Genomic DNA, 22806 nt, shown 5'->3' on the forward strand with positions numbered 1-22806 from the left:
TATCTCTGGGAGACTTTTATGAGCCACGCCGTCGACGCTTTCATCTGTGATGCCATTCGCACCCCCTTTGGCCGCTACGGCGGCGCGCTGTCGAGCGTGCGTACAGATGATTTAGGTGCGCTGCCCATTAAGGCGCTGATGGAGCGCAATCCAGGCGTGGACTGGAAGGCTGTGGACGATGTGTTGTTTGGCTGCGCCAACCAGGCCGGCGAAGACAACCGCAACGTGGCCCGCATGTCGGCCCTGCTGGCTGGTCTTCCACTGGATGTGCCTGGCGCCACCATCAATCGCCTGTGTGGCTCGGGTCTGGATGCTGTAGGTTCAGCCGCCCGCGCTATCAAGTCTGGCGAAGCTCGTTTGATGATTGCTGGTGGCGTGGAATCCATGAGCCGCGCCCCCTTCGTCATGCCCAAGGCCGAATCCGCCTTCAGCCGTGTCAATGCGGTGTATGACACCACCATCGGCTGGCGCTTCGTTAACAAACTAATGAAGGCCCAGTACGGTGTGGACTCCATGCCCGAAACGGCCGAGAACGTGGCTGACGACTTCAGGATCGAACGCGCGGCGCAAGACCGCATGGCACTGGCTTCGCAACAAAAGGCGGCAGCCGCCATCGCTGCAGGCTATCTGGCCAAGGAAATCGTCAACGTCTCCATTGCTCAGAAGAAGGGTGAGGCCATCATCGTGTCGCAAGACGAACACCCCCGCGCCACCACGCTGGAAGCGCTTGCCAAGCTCAAAGGCGTGGTGCGCCCTGACGGCACCGTGACCGCAGGCAATGCCTCCGGCGTGAACGACGGCGCTTGCGCCCTGCTGCTGGCCAATGGCGAAGCAGCCAAACAGTACAACCTGGTGCCCCGTGCCCGCGTGGTGGGCATGGCCACCGCCGGTGTCGCCCCCCGCATCATGGGCTTTGGCCCCGCACCCGCCGTGCGCAAGGTGCTGGCCCAGACCGGCCTGACATTGGCGGACATGGATGTGATTGAGCTGAACGAAGCTTTTGCCGCCCAAGGCCTGGCCGTTCTGCGTGACCTGGACATTGCCGACGACGATAAGCGCGTGAACCAATGGGGCGGCGCCATCGCCCTGGGCCACCCCCTGGGTGCCTCGGGTGCCCGCCTGGCCACTACCGCTGTGAACCAGTTGCACACACTGGGCGGTCGCTACGCGCTGTGTACCATGTGCATTGGCGTGGGCCAAGGCATTGCCGTGATCCTCGAAAAGGTCTGAGACGCTTTTTATGAGACGGGCTGAGCCACTTTTGCGAGGCTTACGCAGTTGTCAACGACAGCGCAGCACGGCTAGCTTTTTGTGCCCGCGCTGTACGATTGTTTGGAGTCATCGTCCATGACCGTATCCCCGGGTTTTCAAAGAAGTATTCAGGCAATACGCGCCGTCCATGATTATGGCTGGACCTATCCATCTAACTACCTGGACATTTATTTTGAAAAGGTCAGCGCACAGGAAAACATCTCATGGATGGAAGTAGGCGCACATGCGCTTAGTAGCCAGGGGCGTATCGGCATGGCTGCGCTGGGCGTATTTTCGGATGTGGGGCTATCTAATGCGGCGCGTGCCACGTTGGGGCAGCAGGCCAGTTTGGCCACAATCAGCTTGCACTTGTCGATCAAAAAGCTTCCCGGTGCGGGAAAGATCAAGGCCGTTGCAAGAATGGCCAATACCATCGATGACGCAGAAATTGGCGCGGTGCGCACCGAAGTGGAGATTTATTGCGAAGCAGGCGAGCAGTTGGCCTCGGGCAGCGCATTGATGGGCATGGCACCTTTCAAAAATGCATTGAATGTGCGAGCACTGCCGCATGCTCCCAAGGTGTTTTCCGACTTGGCGCAGTGTGTGCCGAACAGTGACTCACCCGATTATGCGGTGTACCAAGCGGCACAGAAGGCCGATGCGCTAGGCCAGAGCGAGACCTTTTTGGATCATTTTTGGGGGGCGGAGAAAGTCAGTCTTAACTCAGGCAGCGCGGTATTTCGCTTCTACAAAGGGGCGCAACTGTCCAATCGCTCTGGCAATGTGCATGGCGGCATTTTGTACGGTTTGGCTGCCCAGGCGGCCAGAGCCGTCGCGCCGGAGGGCTGGATGGTGGCAGACAGCTCGGTGCAGTACCTGAATGCGGCGTCAGAGCCGTGCTTCGATACGACAGCCCAAGTGCTGCGACAAGGTCGCAACACGGTAGTGGTGGAGTGCAAAATTATTTCCAACACGGGAAAGAAAATTATCCACTCTCAATGGACTTTTTTAAAAAATAGGTTGTAGGTGTTTAGTCCCACAGGGCGTTGTTGCACAGAAGTGGCCCCGGTTTTTTGAACAAGTATCTAAGCGTGGACTGCCCCCGCTGCAATAGACAAATCCCAGCCTCACGCCCGGGCGCTCTCAAACGCCTCGGGACTAATATCGCCCAGATGACTGTGGCGACGTTATTGGTTGTAGAACACTTCAATGTAGTCAAACACATCGGCCCGAGCCATGTTCCGGGCATCAAGATGTTCTGAGGCGAATTGCTGACGATTTTTGGCCGTCAGATATTCAATCAGCCTCAAGCTGAACCGGGAGGCCGCTTCGGTGAATGAGGTAAATCACATCGCCACAACTTTGCCGTAGAGAGAAATACAGGTGGGGACCTGCGCCATATGGTGGCTATGTTGCAGCCCGAACAGCCTAGTTAATCGCAGATCCAGTCGGGAATAATTATAAATATTGCAACGTGTAGTTACATAATGTGCAATATACTAATATCAACAGAGGCAGCGGGTGAGTAATTTCGATTTTTTGGGCATCTATTCCAAATCATTGGCTGCGCTGGGACTGGCTGCCGAAAAAATCTTTCCCCACGATCCACCCAGCTGCGTTGCCAAGCTTCGGTTGCTGGCGGAGGCCATTGCCAAAGATGTGGCCAGCCGCATGGGTTTGCCGTCGCAGTCCACACAGGTCGATCTCATTCGCGCCATTGATAAAAAGCTTGGACTGGACCCTCAGTTGCGCCAGGTGTTTCACCTGCTGCGCATGCGCGGTAATGATGCGGTGCATGAGGTCGGGGCAGTTATCGGCTATCGGGAAGCACTCGAATCTCTCAAAGTTGCCCGTGAAGTCGCACTCTGGTTTCACCGCACTTTTGGCAGCGATGCCCATTACAAGCCCGGACCGTTTCAGCTGCCGGATGATCCCAGCTAGAAACTCTATGACCTGCAAAAGCAGATGGAAGCGCTGCATGCCCGTCTGAGCAGCGCACAAGCCCTGAGCTCGGACCAGGAGGCCATGCAGCAGTTGCTGCAGCAACAGGCTGACCAAGAAAAAGCACTGGCAGTGCAAGCCCTGCAAGAGCGCGATATCTATGAGCAATTGGCCACGGAGGCTAGCGCTACTATCGAAAAGCTCAAGGCCGAGCTGGCTTCTGCGGAGGCCGTTGAGCAAACGCCCACCGCAGAAGCCGTGCGCAGCTGGAGCAGCCGCTCCCGCAAGGCCGCCAGTCTGGTGCAGATGGATGAAGCGGCTACCCGGCTCATCATTGATCAGATGCTGCGTGATGCGGGCTGGAAGGCAGACACCGTGGCTCTGACCCATGCCAAGGGCGCACGCCCTGCACGGGGCCGAAATATGGCCATTGCCGAGTGGCCGATGAAGGCTCAGCAAAGTGCAGACTATGTCCTGTTCGCGGGTCTCACGCCTGTGGGTGTGGTGGAGGCCAAGCGTATTAACCAGAACGTCGCAGGAAAAATCGGCCAGGCTGAACGCTATGCGCGCGGTTTTCTGCTTGCAGATGACTGCGAGGCGGCTTGGAAGAATGAACAGCCACCTCAGCCTTGGCAAGACGGGCAGGGCGGCCTGTTCCAGATACCGTTTGCCTACTCCTGCAACGCCCGCCCCTATGTCAAGCAGCATGAGCAATCCAGCGGCACTTGGTTTCGTGACCTGCGCCACACGGCCAATCTGGCCAGATCATTGCCGGGCTTTCACTCGCCTGAAGGCTTGCTCGATATCCTTAGACGCGATATTGCCAAGGCGCAAGAGAAGCTGGAGACCGAAGCTGCCGCCTATTTGGGCTTGCGCAGCTACCAGCTCAACGCCATCAGCGCGGTGGAGCAAAGTCTGGCCCATGGCCAGCGCAGCAGCCTGCTGGCCATGTCCACCGGCACCGGCAAAACCCGCACCATCATTGGCCTAATCTACCGGCTGCTCAAGGCCGAGCGCTTCAAGCGCATTCTGTTTCTGGTGGAGCGCACTGCGCTGGGCGATCAAGCGCTGGAAGCCTTTGACGAAATGCTGCTTGAGCAGAACATGCCCTTGTCCAAGCTCTACAACATTGCAGAGCTGGGCGACATGGCTGCCGAGGCTGAAGACCGCGTACAGGTAGCCACCGTGCAGGCCATGGTCAAACGCATATTTGGCAGCGACAACCCGCCGCCTGTGGACATGTTTGACTGCGTCATTGTTGATGAAGCCCACCGCGGCTACACGCTTGATCAAGACATGACTGAAGGTGAGCAAGAGTTACGTGACCCAGCGCAGTACATCTCCACCTACCGCCGTGTGCTGGACTACTTTGACGCCTTCAAAGTAGGGCTCACCGCCACGCCCGCCAAGCACACCAGCGACATCTTTGGCCACCCCATCTACACCTACAGCTACCGCGAAGCTGTGGCAGATGACTGGCTGATTGACCACGAACCCCCCATTCGCTACACCACGCTACTGACCGAAAATGGCATTCACTTTGACAAGGGTGATGCCGTTGAAAGCATTCACCTGCAAACAGGAGAAATCGACACAGCAGAGCTGGAGGATGAGCTGCACTTTGACGTGGCCAGCTTCAACAAAGGCGTGCTCAACGATAACTTCAACCGCGTCATCTGCAACCAGCTCGCGCAGGAGCTTGATCCGTTCAGTGACGAGAAGACCATGATCTTCTGCGCCACCGATACCCATGCCGACACGGTGGTGCGCATGCTGGGCGAGGCCTTCAAAGAACTGCATGGCGATGCCTACAACCAAGCCACCGTCACCAAAATCACGGGCAAGACCGACAAAGTCAGCCAGATGATTCGTAACTACAAAAACGAGGCCTATCCCAAGGTCGCGGTCACGGTGGATTTGCTCACCACCGGCATTGATGTGCCGCGCATCTGCAATCTCGTCTTCATGCGCCGCGTGCGCTCGCGCATCTTGTACGAGCAGATGATTGGCCGCGCCACGCGCCGCTGCGATGACATTGGCAAAACCGTCTTTCGCATCTACGACCCCGTGGATTTGTATGCCACGCTGCAAGACGTCAACACCATGCAGCCGTTGGTCAAAGATCCCAGCGTCACCATTGACCAACTGTTCGAGGAGCTGCACAACCCGGCTTCCTACACCGCCCCTGGCAGTACGCCCGAGCGCAAACATGCCGACGACGTGCTCGACCAGCTCAACCAAAAACTCATGCGCGTGCTGCGCAAGGCCACGCATAAAGCTGAGAAAAAACCCGTCCTCAAAGAGCGCCTGCAGCAGCTGGAGCAAAGCTGGGGCGTGCCCCCTGCGCAGCTGCACAAGCACCTGCATGAAGTGGCTCAAAAGCAAGGCACACAGGCCGCCGCCAACTTTCTGCGCGACAACACCCGTTTGCTCCAGCAACTGGGCGAGGTGCAAGAACTCATGGGCACGGCCTACCGTCCTGTACTGTCTGACCATCACGACGAGCTTGTAGCCCGCGAGCAAAGCTGGGGCAGTTATGCCAAGCCTGAAGACTATCTGGACGGCTTTGCCCGCTTCATCAAAGAGCAGCTCAACCAGTCGGTGGCGCTGTCCGTAGTGGTCAACCGCCCCAAAGACCTCACACGCGAACAGTTGCGTGAAGTGCGCCTGCTGCTTGACGGCGCAGGCTTTTCAGAAGCTGCCCTCAAAGCCGCATGGCGCAACCAGAGCAATCAGGACATTGCCGCCGGCATCGTCGCTCACATTCGCAAAGCAGCGCTAGGCGAGGCTTTGCTGCCTTTTGAAGACCGCGTCAACCATGGCATGCAGCGCATTTACAGTCTGCGTAGCTGGACCACGGCGCAGCGCAGTTGGCTGGACCGCATTGCCAAACAGCTCAAGCACGAGACCGTGGTGGACAGTCGCTTTCTCAACGAAGCCTTCCGCCAGCAAGGCTGGCACCAAGCAGGTGGACAAGGTGCTAGGCGGTGAGCTGGAAACCGTTGTTACTCAATTGGCTGAAGCGCTATGGCAAAGAGCCGCATAAGGCGGTCACTTGTGTTGAGAGAAGAAGCTGCACTATTGCAATCGTATTTTTGTACAGAGACCTGATCTAGAAAAGCCATGGATATCAAAGCCCAAGTACACAAAGTTGAAAAGCTCAATGAGTATTTTTTTATGGTGCCGGATTACCAGCGTGAATACGTCTGGCGTGTAGACCATGAGGTTCAGCAGTTTTTAGAAGACGTCTCTGCTGAATTTGATCCCGGATCAAAGCAGCAAAGTAACTACTTTATTGGCTCTGTCATTGTGGTGAAAAAAGGCAGCCAGTACGAGGTCATTGATGGCCAGCAGCGCCTTACAACTATCACCCTAGCGATGTGTGCCATGCGCGACTTATATCGGCCGCACCAACCAACGCTGACAGCGCGGCAAGAGCAATACTTCAAGAAAGTCGGTGAGTGGTTATCAACGTTCGATGCTGAAGCGGATGAGATGCGGCCCCGTCTCAGCCTGCAGTACGAGGAAAGCAAAGACTTCTTGGGCAATCTGATTCAGGCGGGTGATGTCCCCTCTCCGGACGACAGTGCCTCCATTCTCAAGATGCGCTCTGCTTACTTGAGCATCAAAAACTGGCTTGATGGGCAGTATCTGAAGGTCGGAGTTGAAGATTTCACCAACTTTGTACGCTACTTTTTGGCGAACATTGAGTTGGTCGTCATTGAGTCGGAAAGCATCAGTAGTGCGCTGAAGATTTTTGAAACCATCAACCAGCGCGGCGCAGGCCTGAACGCGATGGACTTGTTCAAGAATCTGCTGTTTCGCAGTGCAGATCAAAACAAGTTTGTACAGATCAAGGAAAAGTGGCGAAGCATGAGCGCCCACCTTACTCAGGCAGGAGAAGGCGACAAGCCATTGCGCTTTTTGCGCTACTTGTTCATGGCACGCTTTCACGCGGGCATCCTGCGTGAAGATGAACTCTATGCATGGATTGTGTCTCCCAAGGGGAAAATCGCACTCGGTTATGAAGATCACCCAGTCGCCTTAGCTAGCAAGCTGGAGAAAGCCGCCAAGCGCTACGCAGACTTGGTAGTCGCCACTAAATTGGAGGACGATGGAGGGGACTATCCCGCTGTAACGCGTATTGGCTTTATCAACAAAGTCGGTTCGCGTCTGCATCTGATCTTGCTGCTCGCTCTGGATGAAAATGCGGCAACTGACAGTCTTGAATATCTGGCCACACACATTGAAAGTTATTTCTTCTTTAGCAATGTGATTGGGATACGCACCAACATCAATGAACCCTTGTTTAGTCAATGGGCTGCACAGCTTCGCGGTCTCAAGGAGGTTGTGGATATTGAACAAGTGCTTGAGAAAACCATGTTTGCTTATCTGCGCCTGAAACTGACGGATTTCAAGCAAAAGTTTCTGGCTAGCAAGATCAATGATTTCAACCCGCTGTACCGAACACGCTATGTGCTAGGGCGCATGGAAAACACGCTGCTGGGTGCTGCGGGTATGCCTCTTAAGGGGCTTCAATTCATTAACGGCCTGCAAATCGAGCACATTCTTCCCCAGACGCCAGATGCAGACGGCATCCCTGAGTCATTGGCCAGCGATCCGGAGAGCTACCAAGCCTTGGTGGGGTTGCTGGGTAATGGGACTTTGCTTGAAAGCACGATCAATCAGGCTGTCAATAAATGCAATGACCTGCACGGCAACTGGTTCGAGCGCAAGCAGGGCGAATATGTCAAATCCAGCTTGCTGGGCACGCAATTGCTGGATGCAGCTTTCACTATTGGTGTGAACACAGGTGTCAACCGTGTCAAGAACGCGCTGGGCTATCACTTCTTGACGTGGGACGGAGATGCCATTGGACGGCGCCAGCAGTTGCTACTGGAGTTGGCATTGCAAACCTGGACATTCAGCTCCAAGCGTCTGGATACAGTCACCATATCCGCGGCAGCTGAGCCTGCCTTGGGCGCGTAGTTAGGGGCGAAACGCCAACATTTCTGAGTTAGAGAAAGAGCGCCATGCAAAAACCTCTCAGTGTGGAATCTCTAGAAAAACTGGGGCGCGTACGCCTGTCCCAGTCGTTTTTCATGCGCGACTTCCTCTACAGTGAAATTGCCAACCACTACGGCCTGCGCAACGCGCCAGCCAACCCGGATTTGGCCATTGAAGCAGGCACGCGCCTGTGCGAAGAGCTGCTGGAGCCCCTGCAGGCCACCTTTGGACGCATTGTCATCCGCTCGGCCTACCGCTCACGCGAAGTCAATGACCTGGGCAACGCCAAAGACCACAACTGCGCCAGCAGCGACAGCAACCGTGCTGCCCATATCTGGGATGAGCGCGATGCCAACGGCCACATGGGGGCCATGGCCTGCATCGTTGTGCCGTGGCTGCTAGACCACCGCAAGCCCGAGGACTGGCCTGCCATGGCGTACTGGATTCATAACCACTTGCCTTACAGCTCGCTCACATTTTTCTCAAAACTCGGTGCGTTCAACATCGGCTGGCATGAAAATCCCCAGCGCAGCATTCACAGCTACGCCGCACCAAAAGGCAAACTCCTGCCCGCCGGGCTTCCTCCTGATCCAGCGCTGGCAGCACACTACGCAGGCTTTCCCACCTTGTTAGCGCCCTCGCGCTAAAAATAATAGCTACCTGTGCCTTTGAAATATAGGTTTCATGCTCAATAGATAATCAAACCTAATAACTATCAGCACAAGCAGCTATAAAAAAGATATGACCACCTCTGATATCGTCCAGAAACTCTGGAACCTTTGCGACGTCCTGCGTGACGACGGCATCAACTACAGCGACTACGTCACCGAACTCGTGCTGCTGCTCTTCATCAAGATGGAGCATGAAAACCTCGAATCCGGCGTCATCAAACAACCGCTGCTGCCCGACTACGCCCGCTGGAATCAGCTGCGCGGCCTCTCGGGCATCGACCTGCTCAACACCTACCGCCGCACGCTGCAGCAGCTGTCTGAATCCGCCAACCCCCGCATTGCCGCCATCTACGCCAATGCCCAGACCAGCCTGAGCGAGCCGCGCCATCTGGAGCAGCTCATCAACGACCTTGACCGCATTGACTGGTTTGACATCGACAAAGACGGTCTGGGCGACCTGTACGAAGGCCTGCTGGAGAAAAACGCCAGCGAAACCAAAAGCGGCGCAGGTCAGTACTTCACCCGGCGCCCGCTGATTGACGCCATGATTGCCGTCATGCGCCCGCAAGTGGGTGAGACCATTCAAGACCCCGCCGCAGGCACGGCCGGCTTTTTGATTGCCGCCGACCGTGCCATTCGCGCCCAAACCGACGATTTACTGGATCTCACCGAAGCTCAGCGCGCCTACCAAATTCGCAAAGCCTATGTCGGTATGGAACTGGTACCCAACACCCGGCGGCTGGCGCTGATGAACTGCCTGCTGCATGGGATTGAGGGAGACCAAGAAGGCGCCATTCATCTGGGCAACACCCTGGGCACCGCCGGTCAGCGCCTGCCCAAAAGCGACATCATCCTCAGCAACCCGCCCTTTGGCACGGCCAAGGGCGGCGGTGGCCCCACGCGTGATGACCTGACCTACGCCACCAGCAACAAGCAGCTGGCCTTTGTGCAGCACATCGTCAAGCACCTCAAAGACGGTGGCCGCGCCGCCGTGGTCTTGCCCGACAACGTGCTGTTTGAAGCCGGCGTAGGCGCAGACATTCGCCGCGCCCTGATGGACAAATGCCGGCTGCACACGGTACTCAGACTGCCCACCGGCATCTTCTACGCACAGGGCGTCAAAACCAATGTGCTTTTCTTTGAGAAGGTGGGCGAAGCCGCCACCGGCAGCACCAAAGACGTGTGGGTGTACGACATGCGTGCCAATGCCCCCAAGTTTGGCAAGCGCACCCCGCTGACCGACGTGCACTTTGCCGAATTCATCGCAGCCTACGGCGAAGACGAAAACGGCAAGAGCGAGCGCACCGATGGCGGCGAACAAAGCCGCTGGCGCTGCTTTAGTCGGGAGTGGATCAAGAGCGAAAAGCAAGACAGCCTGGACATTGCTTGGCTCAAGGACGACAGCGTGGAAGATGCCGCCGACTTGCCCGAACCCGCCGTGCTGGCGCGGGAGGTAACGGATGAGCTGAATGCGGCGCTGGAGGAGTTGGAGGGGATATTGGCGGAGTTGGGGGAGGTTGCGGAATGAGTGCGCTGCCAACAGGTTGGTCGAAAACGCCAATCGATGCAATTGCGGAATTCAATCCCAAAACGATTGCGGATGACTCATTGCAATGTGCTTTCTCGCCAATGCAACATCTGGGAATTCGTTTTCGAGCAAGCATGGGATATGAAGATCGAAAATGGGGTGATATTAAAAAGGCCTATGTTCATTTTCAGTCGCGTGACGTGATTGTTGCGAAAGTCACCCCTTGCTTTGAGAACGGAAAAGCAGGTGTTGTCCCTGAGATCCCCAATGGGATTGGCGCAGGTAGTTCCGAGTTTTGTGTTTTTCGGCCAGCCCAAGGCATTGACGAACGTTATTTGCTGGCTTGGCTGAGTACAGAAGATTTTCGACGCAGAGCGACCGTAGTAATGACGGGCTCCGTGGGTTTGAAGCGCGTGCCCAAAGATGTGTTTCTTTCGGAAGAACTACCGCTGGCACCTGAAAGTGAACAACGCCGCATCGCCGACAAACTCGACACCGTTCTGACCCGTGTCGATACCCTGAATGACCGCCTCGCCCGCATTATCCCCTTGCTCAAACGCTTCCGCCAATCCGTCTTGGCCGCAGCCACTTCTGGGCGATTGACGGAGGATTGGCGAATCAGTCATTCATCTGCGAAATGGTCAAGCGCAGAGATTCAGAACGTTGCTCATGTTGGGACGGGATCTACGCCGCTGCGCTCAAACCCAGATTTCTTTGCTACCTCAGGGACACCTTGGGTCACAAGCTCTGCCACAAGCGAGGAGTTTGTAAAACAAGCAGAGGAGCATGTGACTTCAGCTGCAATTGCTGCGCATCGTTTGAAAATTTATCCAGTCGGTACGCTGCTGGTTGCAATGTATGGCGAAGGTAAAACGCGCGGACAAGTTACTGAGCTGAAAATTTCTGCGGCGATAAATCAAGCATGTGCCGCTGTGATTGTTGATGAAACGAAAATTAGCAAGCAATTCGTTAAGTTATCACTGCAAGCAAATTATCTTGAAATGCGAACTTTGGCAGAAGGTGGGAATCAGCCGAATTTGAATTTGAGTAAAATAAAAAGCTTTGCAATATCAGTGCCTTCACAAGAAGAACAAACCGAAATCGTCCGCCGCGTAGAAATCCTGTTCGCCTATGCCGACCGCCTGGAAGCCCGCCTGCAAACTGCCCGCACCGCCGCCGACCGCCTGACGCCCGCGCTGCTGGCCAAGGCCTTTTGCGGCGAGTTGGTTCCGCAAGACCCGAATGACGAACCGGCCACCGAGCTGCTGTGTCATCTGCGCGAGGCGCGTGCGGACAAATCAAGAGGTGAAGGCAGGAGACGTTAATGACTTTGCTCAAGCTTAAGTGTGAATCAATCATAAACTCGTAGCTATTACACTAGGACAAAAAAATAAGAGATATAGTATTAGTAGGGATATCCATTAAATAATATAAGAAATATTTAATCTATCAAATTTTTAAAGATAAAATATTTAAGGAGGTAAAATGGAAGCTGTTATTCAAAAAGAGGTTGATGAAATAAAACGTAAGATAGAAGAAGAGAGTAACGTAAAGGTTTCGGTTGCTTTATTTGGTCAGCCAGGTGCAGGAAAATCATCTCTAATTAATGCAATCGCAGGGAAAAAGCTTGCCGAGACAGGAGTGGAGACTGACAAAACCATTAAAGAGCATGTTTTTTCCATAAACGGGCTAAATTTTGTGGATTTACCAGGCTATGGGACGGAAAAATTCCCAAAGCAAGGGTATTTTGATAAATTTGATCTTTTGGAAAAAGATATTTTTTTGTGTGTGACGAGTGGTAAATTGCATGCAGATGATATTGATCTTTTTAAAGAGCTCCATAAGAATAAAAAAACTTGCATTTTTGTTTTCAACAAATCAGATGATCTTTGGGAAGACGGTTATTCAGAAGAAGAATTAAAAAAACGTAAAAAAGATGATATTTCAAAAAATATAGGATTAGAAGTAGATGTAATTTTTACAAGTTGCAGGAATAAAACAGGGCTGAATGAACTGCAAGACAAGATTGCATCTTGCTTGGGTGCTGCAAAAAAAGATCGATGGCATAAAAGTGCTGCTGCATACTCAGAGGATTTTTTAAATAAGAAATTTACTGTATGTAAGAAAAATGTTGTGATTGCAGCAGGGCTTTCTGCAGCAAATGCATTGAACCCCATTCCAGGGACAGATATTGCTTTGGATATTTCAATTCTTGTGAAACTATTTAAAGAAATACGTGAGTCTTATGGCATTGATGGATTGAAGCAGGATGATATTTTAGACAAAGCAAAGAATGTTGCTCCAGCTGTTAATCGTGTAATTAGCTATGCTGCAAAAGAAGGTGTTGTTTTATTAATTAAAAATTATGCAGGACGACAACTGGCAAAGCAAATGACAAAATATATACCTTTTGTAGGTCAAGCCATTGCCGCATCACTTGGATTTGCAATTACCAACTATGCTGGCAGATCTTACCTTGATGACTGTCATTCGGTCGCAAAAGAATACTTTGCCAAAAATTTAAAATAACGGTGAACTATAACAAAACAGATTGCTTGCCAAGTTTTTTAATTGATTCTTGGCAAGCGTTTGACACTGTGACTCTTCCGGTTGTTGCCTTTTGGGGGCAACCAGGAAGTGGTAAAAGTTCGACGCTAAAAAAAATTCTTGGTTCTGGTGCCAGTCTTTATCCCAAAGTTGGCTTAGAGACTGATGCCACAGATTGGCTAAGGGATTCACCACTATTTTTTCATACATCTTTCATATCATTTATGGATACGCCTGGCTATGGGACCAAAAAATACTCAGTAAGTGATTTTATTGATTTATTTCCTTTTTCAAAATTAGCATTAAATATTTTTTTTGTGTCTGGAAAAATATATTCTGATGATGTTAAGTTTTTTAAAAAATTAATCGAATCCAGGAAAAGAATTTGTTTGGTTAGAAGTTTTTCAGATTCTTTAGAGAAAGAGTCTATTAATTTAATTGTTAATGATTTAAGGAAGTCTTTTGACTTCCAAGGAAAAATAATTTTCTTATCTAATAAAAATAACATCGGATATATAAAATTGAAGGAGTGGATCAGAAATGAATTAAATTTTTGATAACAATTTTCAGGTTTTTGCTTGAAAATTTCTGTAGATTTTTAAAGCCTATTTAGTATCAAAATATATTAAAAATTTCTAATTGAAACGAATGCAAAGAGATGAAGATATTGAATTTAAAAATGTATGGGCTAATAATTTGGAGTATGGCAGCGTCGCAAGCCAACGCCTATGAGACGTATCTGCAAACCAAGTTTGGTACTTTGTCTGTGGATGAGAACCGACTGCTGCATTTCAACGGCAAGCCCGTCACTCCGGGGGTGATGGGGAATAGCAGTCTGTCTATCGGAAACGCCTACGATGTCGGCGGCAAGGTTCTGGTGCTCACCACCAATGTCGGTGGCACAGGTTGCCCCGAGCTGTTTAATGTCATTACGCTTGACGCAGGCAAGGCGGTTTCATCGCCCACATTTGGTACCTGTGATGAGCCTCACAAGATCCAGCTGTTGAATAAGTCGCTGGTGATTGAGATGGAAGGCCGGCAAGGTCAGCACAAATATGTGTTTGCCGATAGCGTGCTGACAGACAACGGCAAGGTCGTGGCGGATGTGTATTCCAGCAAACCATTCTCAGTGACAGCTGTGATCAACGACCCGGACGGATATACCAATCTGCGCAGGTCCCCTGACGGCAAGAGTGCGATTATTGGGCGCGTTGATAAAGAAAATATATTTAGCACCCATCCCCAGGCAGGCGACTGGTGGCAGGTGCGGGTGAACGCCAATACGCAGGGCTATATGCACAAAAGCCGTATTTTGATGGTTCGCGATTTTTGATATTCCGGCTGACAAGTGGCGTTAGCTTCAGTGCTGCATGTGCAGGCGGACGCAGTCGTGGCTGACGCTGCTTTGAGTGACTAATACCCCCTTTGCTGGTTCGGGTCGGCTCGGAAATTTTTCAGGGCCTGGTCGCTCCAAGATGCGGCGAGCACGTCTCGACTGTGCCGTAAATCTGCGGTTTCTACTAGGGCGGATTTAAACCTGAGTTGCAACACCCTTGGACTTAATGGATAAGGGTGGAGTGAATCGACCAGTTTTTTGTAGATAGTTCACAGCCTCCTATTTCCGTTCAAATAGGAGTCCATATGAACGCACAACGCTACCCAGAAGAATTCAGGATTGAGGCCGTCAAGCAAATCTTGGAACACGGCCACAGCGCAGCCGACGTCTCACGCCGTTTAGGCGTGAGCACGCATAGTCTGTATAAGTGGATTCGACTGCAGCAAATCCCCGCAGCTCAGCGGCAGGAGCAAGTCAGTCAAAGCGAAGAATTACGCCGTATCAAATCAGAACTCAAAAGGGTCACCGAGGAGCGTGACATCCTAAAAAAAGCGGCGGCGTACTTCGCTCGCCAGTGCGACTGAAGTACGCCTTCATTGCCAAGCACCAGTTGATTTACAGCGTTGTGCGCATGTGCCGGGTGCTGCAATTGCACCCCAGTGGTTACTACGCTTGGAGGGTTCGGCCGCTCAGTCAACGTGCGGCCGATGACCAGCGTCTATTGGGCCTTCTAAAGCAGGCATGGCTAGAAAGCGGTGGCGTATATGGCTATCGCAAGTTGACATTGGACATGCGTGACTTAGGCGAGACCTGCAGCAGGCACCGGGTAGCAAGACAGCTGCGCTGTGAGGGGTTAAAGGCTCAGCGAGGCTACGGACGACGCCCTCGTGTGCGAGGAGGTGCTCCAGCAGTCGTGGCTCCCAACTTACTATCGCAGCAGTTCACCGTGCATGCTCCGAACAAAGTCTGGGTGACTGATATAACCTATATCAGCACTCATGAGGGGTGGCTGTACCTGGCAACGGTAATTGACCTGTTCTCACGCCAAGTTGTTGGCTGGGCAACAGGTAGCCGCATTGATACCCAGCTGCCCTTGGATGCATTGCATATGGCGCTCTGGCGTAGAAGACCATGCAATACCGTGACCGTGCACTCTGACCAAGGCTGCCAATTTACAAGCCATGAATGGCAGCGCTTCCTTGCTAGCCACAACCTGCAATCGAGTATGAGCAGGCGAGGAAACTGTCACGACAACGCAGTTGCTGAAAGCTTCTTTCAGTTGCTTAAGCGGGAGCGCATCCGCAGAAAAACCTATCCTACGAGGCAAGAGGCGCACAGCGATGTCTTCAGCTACATCGAAATGTTCTACAACCCCATTCGCAGACATTCATCTGCTGATGGTCTGTCTCCAATAGAGTTTGAGAGACGTAATTCCGTGAGGCTGGCAGCTATCTAAGAAAAGCTGGTCGATTCAAGTAGAAGTGGCTCCGGTTTTTTGAACAAGTAGCTAAGCGAGGATCTATGTTTTTTGGCAAGTCAATTTAGCATTCAATCTGGTGAGATCAGATGACAACGGCGCTGTTGCACAAATTCAGTTTGAGGCGAGTTACCTCAAACCCTAGCCGTGGCTATCCACTGCTACCGTCTGAGGGCGTCCCAGTTCAGTGAATAGATTTAATATGACTGCCCGATTATGCATTTCATTGACTTGACGCTCAAAGGTACGGGACATCACGCGCTCACCCAATCGCTTGATGCAGTTCATCTTGGTTTCCTCCAAACTTCGCCGGTGGTAGGCACTCCAGCGTTTCCAAATATTTCGCCCTAACCGTCTGCATCCGGCAATCGCCGCATTCCGATACGCAAAGGCACTGCCTTTGCGTATTAGGACATTTATACGAGGCGGAATAATTGGGATAGCTCTCCGGCGCATCAAAGTTTCATAGGCCGGCTGTGTGTCATAAGCACATCGCCCGTTAGGCTCTCTAGGGAACCTCTGCATAACGCCAATCTAGGTGGTGTAGTGCCTGAGCGAGAATGATTTTCGGCCTACCTATCCCCAAAGATGCCCGCGTTTCGCGGGCATCTTTCCTTTTCAGACCGTCATCACACGCTCGGATTGGCTGTTTTTCAGCAAGCAGGCACGGGCCATCCACAAATTCGCCAGGGCGAACAGCGTGTGCAGTTGCTGGGTGTTCTTTCTCAAACCTCGGCAGCGAACTTTGACATGCCCAAACTGGCGTTTGATGACCCGGAACGGGTGTTCGACCTTGGCTCGAATCTTGGACTTAACCTTTTCAAGCTGCTCTCGCAAGGCTGGTATCGGCTGCTGCAGATCCAGCGCCTTGCGCTTGCTGCGCTTCATGGCGATGTGCCAGCGTAGTTCATGCTCAAGTGTTGGTGCAGGCATATCGGGGCGCTTATCTACCCCTTGGTAGCTAGCGTCACCATAGCCATCAACCTCTTGTCCGTGAAGCAGGCTGTTGGCTTCAACGACATCGCTGACATTGGCCGCGGTACCTCGTACGGTATGCACCAGGCCAGAGTCTGCATCCACACCAATATTGGCCTTCATACCGAAGTACCACTGGTTGCCTTTCTTGGTTTGGTGCATCTCCGGATCCCGAGACTTGGTGCTGTTCTTGGTAGATGTGGGCGCAGCGATCAACGTCGCATCGACAATGGTGCCCGTGCGCAGCAACAGCTTTTTGCTCTCCAGCAAGTACGTGATGGTCTTCAGGATTTGCTCGGCCAGTTTGTGCGTTTCTAGCAGATGACGGAAACGCAGGATGGTGGTCTCGTCTGGTGTGGCACTGTCCCAGGACAAGCCAACAAAGTCCCGGAACAGTGGCATGTCGTGCAGCGCTTCTTCCATGGCCGGATCGCTGAGCGTGAACCATTGCTGCATGAAATGGATGCGAAGCAGCATCTCAACAGGAAACGGAGGCCGGCCTGTGCGTCCTTCAGGGGCATAGGGCGCAATCAAGGCCACCAAGTCTCTCCACGGCACGACTTGCTGCATCTGCTCCAAGAATTCACGTTTGCGGGTCTTCTTGATGGACAGGTTCAGGCCGAGATCAAATTGCTGCATGGGCCGGAATGCTGCCGCAACCGGCACACATGTGCAAGCACATGCGTGGGGGGAGTTATGCAGAGGTTCCCTCGCACTTCATTCTCAGGCAACTGCAGAAGCAAATCAGGTACCACCGCTTCATCACTCACGTTATTGAAGGTCACGCTGATAGCCCGAATTTGCAAGATGTGAGCATCAATGCCGATGTGTAGCTTGCGCCACTGGCGGGGGGCTCAGAGCCGTGCTTTTTGCATTTCCACTCACCTTCGCCCAAGAGCTTGATTCCTGTTGAATCCACCAGCAAGTGCAGGCCCGCTTGGCTGCGTGTGCACGGAATCTGATCATTCAGATCAAGATGCCGCCTGCACAGCGCACGGAAGTCTGGCACTGGCCATGCAAGGTCACACAGCTACAGCACTGACTGCACCAGACCCGTGGTTTGCCTGAGCGCCAAGCCGAACAAATTTTGGAGCGTCAAACAAAATTGAATGGCCGTATCGGAGAACTTCGTGTTTCGCCCGCGTTTGCCGCTAGAAGCGGTAAACCAAGACATGCGCTTGTCCAGCCAGATTGATAACGAGCCACGAGCTTTAAGGGAAACGTTGTATTGCTTCCAGTTTGTGGTGCAGTAGCGGGGCTTACGTGACTGGCTCATGCAGCAAGCCTACCGCTTGCTGAGCATCGAGTTGTGCAACAGCGCCCGTTGCTGCACTGCTTGATGTGCCATCTCGCGTCTACGAGATAGCTTCACCACTTTTTTGCGAGAGCCTCCGCAACCATCTTGGCCTTGATCTTTTCTTCGACGTACATCTTGCACAGGCGTCGGTTCTCATCTTCCAGTTCCTTCATGCGAACCATTAGCGAGGCGTCCATGCTGAAGAACTTGGCCCGCCACTTGTAGAAGGTTGCTGAGCTGATGCCCAGTTCACGGCAGAGCGTCAGGCCTGTCTCTGCTCGCTTGAGCGCATCGATGATCTAGCTGTCGGTGAAACATGATTACTTCTATGCGCGCTGGAATTACGGGGGATTACCGGAGTCTCGCCCCAGACGAGAGTTGTGTAACAACGCCGGATGAACTGAGTCATGCACTCAGCCTAGCTCGCAGGCTCGTCTATTGTCCTACAGCGCTCAATAGCACACGACCGCCGCCAACTTGCTTTCCTTTTAAGAAACTATCTACATCACAACTTTCAACCATTTATTAAAGCGAAAGTAATAATATTTTCTTGCGGTCAGGAAGTTGATTTTCGAATTAATTAATTGACCTGTTGAAGATGATTCATCGGTAATGGTTAATGCCAAGGAGATATTATGGACATGCAAGTAAGTGCTAGTGCTAGTGCTGGAGAATATGGAAAAATTACTGATGCAGAGCTTGATAAGATTCGTGCTCGCCATGGAAAAATTTATCCAATTAATTTCCCGTATATTCGACATGTCAATAGGGATAGTATTGAGCACGTAGCACGCGGTATTGGTGATGCCAACCCTATGTGGACGCAACCTGAGCATGCTCGCTCCTCCCGCTTTGGCAAAATGATCGCCCCTCCGGCACTCCTTTATGGAGCTGCGTGGGGAAGTTGGGACCTGCGTCGTGGGCAGGGTCTTCCTGGTGTGCATGGTTTGCATTCAAGTGATCGCTGGAATTTTTTTCGCCCTCTATATGAAGGTGACACGGTTCGCGCTACTAAGGAACCATATTCCATTGAAGAGAAAAAAAGCAAATGGGCAGGTCGTACATTTTTGCAAAGCGACATGCTGCGTTATTACAACCAGAATGACGAGCTAATTGCCCAATGTCATATGTCATTTATTCGCGGAGAGCGCGAGGCTGGTAAAAAAGCTGGGAAATATACCAATATTCCCAAAGCAATTTACACCGATGAAGAAATAGAGGAGATTGATAATGAAATGGCTGCGGAAGAAGTACGCGGCGACAAGCCGCGCTACTGGGAAGACGTGGCAGTAGGTGACAAGATGCAGCCAATCGTGCGTGGTCCTCTGACAGTGTCAGACATGATTGCATGGATGATGGGCATTGGCTCGCCACATATTCGCAGTGGTCAACACTGGCTGGCATACCGTCGTCAATCGCCGAAAGTCAGCGTCAAAGATCCCGTGACCCGTATTCCTCAGGCTGTGGAGCGCGTGCATTGGGACTCATATATGGCTGCAGAGATCGGCATGCCTGACGCATATGACTACGGTTCTCAGCGCGGAGGCTGGTCAACGCACTTTTTGACTAACTGGGCAGGCGATGACGGTTGGGTGGCAGAGTGCTTCCCCTTCTATCGAGGTATGAACTTCCTGGGCGACACAACCCGCATCAAAGGTGAAATCACCGATAAGTGGTTGGGCAAGAGCGGCATTGGCTACGTGGCCTGTAGCTTCGACAGCATCAACCAACGCGGAGAAAACATCATGCCAGGAACCGGCGTGATTGCCCTTCCCCAGAAGGGAAAACCTCTGCCAACTACGGTAGTCGACTGGATGGCCGATAAGCCCTAAGGACTCCAAATGAGTATGGCGCAATCTAACCCAAGCGCCAAGCCTCTCGCAGGCTTGCGCGTACTCGACCTGACCCATGCTGCTGCAGGACCTTTTGCAGCCATGTTCCTCGCAGATATGGGAGCAGAGGTTCTCAAGATAGAAAAGCCCAAAGGCGGCGATGGCGCACGTACGATGGGTGTTCCCATGCCCCATCACGGTCCCAAGGACTCAGACTACTTCGTGAGTTTGAATCGCAACAAGAAGGGGTTAATTGTCGATCTCACATTGCCAGAGGGCGTTGCGCTTGCGAAAGAGCTTGTCAAACACTGTGATGTGGTACTGGAGAACTTTCGCCCTGATGTAATGAGCCGACTGGGCTTGGGGTTCGATGTCTTGAAAGCCTTGAGGCCAAAGTTGGTGTATGCGTCAATTTCCGCGTTTGGCGCGTCGGGGCCATGGTCCAAGCGCCCAGCCAACGACATCATCATGCAGAGTGTGTCGGGTTTGATGGGGATTACTGGCGAAGTAGGAGGTGGGCCTGTGCGTATTGGGGCTCCGATCTCCGACTTCTCCAGCGGTCTCTTCATGCTCTCCGGCGTACTTGCAGCTTTGCTGGCGCGAGACCGACATCCTGAAGGACAGCATGTTCAGGTCGCCATGCTGGAGGCATCGCTCAACATGATGAGCAATTACATACCTTCCGTTGTAGATCTGGGCTCAAAAGTGGCAAAGCTTGGGCGTGGTCATGCACAGATCGTTCCCTACCAAGCATTTCTGTGTGCAGACAACGAGTACCTGATGATTGGAGCCTTCACCCGGGAGTTTTGGCAAAACTTATGTCGTGCTCTAGACAAAGAGGAGTGGATTACCGATTCAAGATTTGCCTCGAACCCTGCACGACTGGCTCATCGGGCCGAATTGGTTGGGGAGCTGGAGCGCATCTTTGCCACACGCAATCGCGATGAATGGGCCGAACTCATCAACGCCGCCGATGTTCCTAACAGTCCTGTGTTTGAACTCCATGACGCAGTGCACAGCGAACAGGTGAAGCACATGCATGCACTGATGTCGGTAGGAGAGGGGGAAAAGGCTGTGACGATGGTTCGCAATCCCATACGCGTAAAGGCTTGGGGCGATTTCCCGGCACGACCAGCTCCCACCATGGGGGCTGACACATATCAAGTCCTGAAGGGGCTTCTTGGCAAGGGTGATGCAGAAATCGATGCATTAGTCAACGCCAAGATCGTAGCTATGCATTATGGGGGCTCAGAGTGAGCGCTTGAACAAGATCAGACCCAAACAACGCGAAAGAAAGTACAGCAATGACCAGCGAAAAATCCCGTGAACCAGTCTTGCGTGGACTGCGCGTCCTAGATATTGCGCATCAGTATTCGGCTGCTAATACATGCGGGATCCTTGCGGATCTCGGTGCAGAGGTCGTATCAGTTGAGCATCCTGCGGGAAGTCCTATTCGGACTATGCTTCCCAAGAAGGAGGGTATCTCGATGTGGTGGAAAGTCGTGCAGCGCGGCAAGAAACACATCACCCTAAATCTTTCCAAGCCGCAAGGGCGGGAGATATTCCTCCGGATGATTAAAGATTTTGATGTATTGGTGGAAAACTTTCGTCCTGGTACTTTGGAAAAGTGGGGGCTTGGACCAGAGGATCTCGAACGTGCTGGTGCCAATCTCGCCATGGTCCGCATCAGTGGCTATGGCCAGACGGGCCCATACAGGTCTCGCCCAGGCTTTGGTACAGCTGCTGAAGCAATGAGTGGCTTTGCACATCTAAACGGATTTCCCGACGGCCCACCTATTTTTCCATCCACGACCTTGGCCGACGGGGTTGCATCTCTCTGGGGCGTGATTGGAGCATTGTCATCCTCGCTGGCATCTACGCGCCTTGGTGGTACTCGTGGTGTTGAGGTGATTGATGTAGCCTTGTTCGAGAGTCTCTTTCGTATTGTCCCCACTCAACTATCCACTTACCAGCAATTTGGCGAAATTCAGAACCGACCTGGAAACTACCTAGGCTCGCACGGTGTGCTTCGTAACACATATGGATCACGTGATGGGCGCTATTTCATCGTTGCAGCCGTTGGTCCAGTCGCTATTCGCCGCATTTTGGTTGGCGCAAAGGCAGACCACCTACTCCCCGTGCTTGATCAAGGTGTTATGCACAACCCCAATACAGAGACGGTGTATGAGTTTCTATCGCAATGTGACCAGCATTTGACTCGGTGGGCAGTTCAGCATGATTACGAACAGTTGATCTCTGACTTAGATGCCGCAGGGGCTGTGTTCAGCCCCGTCTATACCGCAGAAGATATTTATAACGATCCGCAATACCGCGCTCGTGATGACGTTGTAACTGTGAATGACCCAGACCTCGGTACTTTCACTATGCAAGGCATTGTTCCTAAATTTCCCCAACGAGAACATGCGATCAGGCATGCAGGTGGACGCCAAGGGCAGGACAACCAAGTGTTTTATGGGGAGATGGGGTATTCCTCAGTGCAAATAGGAGCAATGCAGCGTGAAGGCGTAATTTGAGCTTAGCTCTCCCGTCCAGCAACAGCAAGGGAAACGATCGTGCACGTATCTCACACAAAGCCAAGCTCAGTGATATCAATGCAGCCCGCAGCTCACGTCGATGCTGTCGCTTCGATAAGTTCGGAAGTTAGGCTGCGCTATCGGCCTAACTTGCTGAGGTTCGACCTTGCATCGCTGCAATTAGTAGTGCTCTGCGCGGATCTTGGAAGCTTGACGGTAGCTGTGAAACAACTGCATTGCTCACTGTCTACGGGCAGCTACCGTCTGAGTGCGTTGGAAGATGCACTTGGAGTGCTAATCTTTCTGCGCGATCACCAGGGCCTTCAACTCACTAGAGAGGGGGATCACATTATTGGGCGTTGCCGCACGATCTTAGCTCTAGTGGAGCAGATGCAAGCTAAGACGTAGCT

General features: G+C 52.6%; 17 protein-coding genes and 4 pseudogenes. 16 read left to right on the forward strand and 5 right to left on the reverse strand.

Annotated elements, in window-relative coordinates; translation table 11 throughout:
- Positions 1–18: 18 nt before the first annotated feature.
- Positions 19–1230 carry a 3-oxoadipyl-CoA thiolase gene (gene pcaF, locus KUF54_RS05620; protein WP_219345678.1) on the forward strand — a complete coding sequence of 404 codons (1212 nt, stop codon included), beginning with the start codon at positions 19–21 and terminating at the stop codon, positions 1228–1230.
- Between the two features lie 117 nt (positions 1231–1347).
- Positions 1348–2277 carry an acyl-CoA thioesterase domain-containing protein gene (locus KUF54_RS05625; RefSeq protein ID WP_219345679.1) on the forward strand — a complete coding sequence of 310 codons (930 nt, stop codon included), beginning with the start codon at positions 1348–1350 and terminating at the stop codon, positions 2275–2277.
- 101 nt (positions 2278–2378) lie between these two features.
- Here KUF54_RS05625 and KUF54_RS05630 read toward each other — a convergent pair.
- A pseudogene (locus tag KUF54_RS05630) lies at positions 2379–2495 on the reverse strand (IS3 family transposase); the annotation flags it as partial.
- A 277-nt stretch (positions 2496–2772) separates the two neighbouring features.
- Between KUF54_RS05630 and KUF54_RS05635 the strand changes: the two are divergent.
- The 10 genes from KUF54_RS05635 (at position 2773) to KUF54_RS05680 (ending at position 15737) form a co-directional block, all read left to right on the forward strand.
- Positions 2773–3192, forward strand: a complete 420-nt coding sequence (locus KUF54_RS05635; RefSeq protein ID WP_219345680.1) for a DUF4145 domain-containing protein — start codon at positions 2773–2775, stop codon at positions 3190–3192.
- Between the two features lie 24 nt (positions 3193–3216).
- Positions 3217–6183, forward strand: a complete 2967-nt coding sequence (hsdR, locus tag KUF54_RS05640; RefSeq protein ID WP_219345681.1) for a type I restriction-modification system endonuclease — start codon at positions 3217–3219, stop codon at positions 6181–6183.
- A 132-nt stretch (positions 6184–6315) separates the two neighbouring features.
- On the forward strand, positions 6316–8181 hold the full coding sequence (locus tag KUF54_RS05645; protein WP_219345682.1) for a DUF262 domain-containing protein: 1866 nt from the start codon (positions 6316–6318) through the stop codon (positions 8179–8181).
- 44 nt (positions 8182–8225) lie between these two features.
- The gene (locus KUF54_RS05650) at positions 8226–8846 is read left to right on the forward strand and encodes a hypothetical protein (RefSeq protein ID WP_219345683.1); all 621 of its coding nucleotides are present in this window, start codon (positions 8226–8228) and stop codon (positions 8844–8846) included.
- Positions 8847–8940: 94 nt separating this feature from the next.
- On the forward strand, positions 8941–10398 hold the full coding sequence (locus tag KUF54_RS05655) for an N-6 DNA methylase (RefSeq protein ID WP_219345684.1): 1458 nt from the start codon (positions 8941–8943) through the stop codon (positions 10396–10398).
- Entirely contained in the window at positions 10395–11723 is a 1329-nt protein-coding gene (locus tag KUF54_RS05660) for a restriction endonuclease subunit S (RefSeq protein WP_219345685.1), read from the forward strand. Before KUF54_RS05655 ends, KUF54_RS05660 begins: the two co-directional genes overlap by 4 nt.
- Before the next feature lie 160 nt (positions 11724–11883).
- On the forward strand, positions 11884–12927 hold the full coding sequence (locus KUF54_RS05665) for a GTPase (protein ID WP_219345686.1): 1044 nt from the start codon (positions 11884–11886) through the stop codon (positions 12925–12927).
- Between the two features lie 2 nt (positions 12928–12929).
- Positions 12930–13502 (forward strand): GTPase domain-containing protein, encoded by a 573-nt coding sequence (locus tag KUF54_RS05670; protein ID WP_219345687.1) that lies wholly within the window; start codon positions 12930–12932, stop codon positions 13500–13502.
- A 101-nt stretch (positions 13503–13603) separates the two neighbouring features.
- Complete coding sequence (locus tag KUF54_RS05675) at positions 13604–14278, forward strand: SH3 domain-containing protein (RefSeq protein WP_219345688.1); 675 nt, start codon at positions 13604–13606, stop codon at positions 14276–14278.
- 308 nt (positions 14279–14586) lie between these two features.
- A protein-coding gene (locus KUF54_RS05680) for an IS3 family transposase (protein WP_219342576.1) occupies positions 14587–15737 on the forward strand; the annotation gives its coding sequence in 2 pieces (ribosomal slippage) (positions 14587–14836 and positions 14836–15737; 1152 coding nt in all).
- Positions 15738–15899: 162 nt separating this feature from the next.
- On the opposite strand, the pseudogene KUF54_RS05685 reads toward KUF54_RS05680, so the two are convergent.
- The 4 genes and pseudogenes from KUF54_RS05685 to KUF54_RS05700 form a co-directional block, all read right to left on the reverse strand.
- Positions 15900–16256, reverse strand: a pseudogene (locus KUF54_RS05685) (IS5/IS1182 family transposase); the annotation flags it as partial.
- A gap of 120 nt (positions 16257–16376) precedes the next feature.
- Entirely contained in the window at positions 16377–17372 is a 996-nt protein-coding gene (locus KUF54_RS05690) for an IS5 family transposase (RefSeq protein WP_219345689.1), read from the reverse strand.
- Positions 17373–17449: 77 nt separating this feature from the next.
- A pseudogene (locus tag KUF54_RS05695) lies at positions 17450–18009 on the reverse strand (IS5 family transposase); the annotation flags it as partial.
- Between the two features lie 39 nt (positions 18010–18048).
- Positions 18049–18329: pseudogene (locus tag KUF54_RS05700) on the reverse strand (transposase); the annotation flags it as partial.
- A 336-nt stretch (positions 18330–18665) separates the two neighbouring features.
- Here KUF54_RS05700 and KUF54_RS05705 point away from each other — a divergent pair.
- The 4 genes from KUF54_RS05705 to KUF54_RS17530 all read left to right on the forward strand — a co-directional run bounded on the left by KUF54_RS05705 (position 18666) and on the right by KUF54_RS17530 (position 22804).
- On the forward strand, positions 18666–19862 hold the full coding sequence (locus tag KUF54_RS05705; protein ID WP_219345690.1) for a MaoC family dehydratase N-terminal domain-containing protein: 1197 nt from the start codon (positions 18666–18668) through the stop codon (positions 19860–19862).
- Between the two features lie 9 nt (positions 19863–19871).
- Positions 19872–21119: a CaiB/BaiF CoA-transferase family protein gene (locus tag KUF54_RS05710; RefSeq protein WP_219345691.1), complete on the forward strand. Its 1248-nt coding sequence runs from the start codon at positions 19872–19874 to the stop codon at positions 21117–21119.
- A gap of 47 nt (positions 21120–21166) precedes the next feature.
- Positions 21167–22396, forward strand: a complete 1230-nt coding sequence (locus KUF54_RS05715) for a CaiB/BaiF CoA-transferase family protein (RefSeq protein WP_219345692.1) — start codon at positions 21167–21169, stop codon at positions 22394–22396.
- Between the two features lie 78 nt (positions 22397–22474).
- The gene (locus tag KUF54_RS17530) at positions 22475–22804 is read left to right on the forward strand and encodes a LysR family transcriptional regulator (RefSeq protein ID WP_219345693.1); all 330 of its coding nucleotides are present in this window, start codon (positions 22475–22477) and stop codon (positions 22802–22804) included.
- Positions 22805–22806: the final 2 nt, after the last annotated feature.

The organism is Comamonas sp. Y33R10-2, from assembly GCF_019355935.1.
Lineage (GTDB): Bacteria > Pseudomonadota > Gammaproteobacteria > Burkholderiales > Burkholderiaceae_C > Comamonas.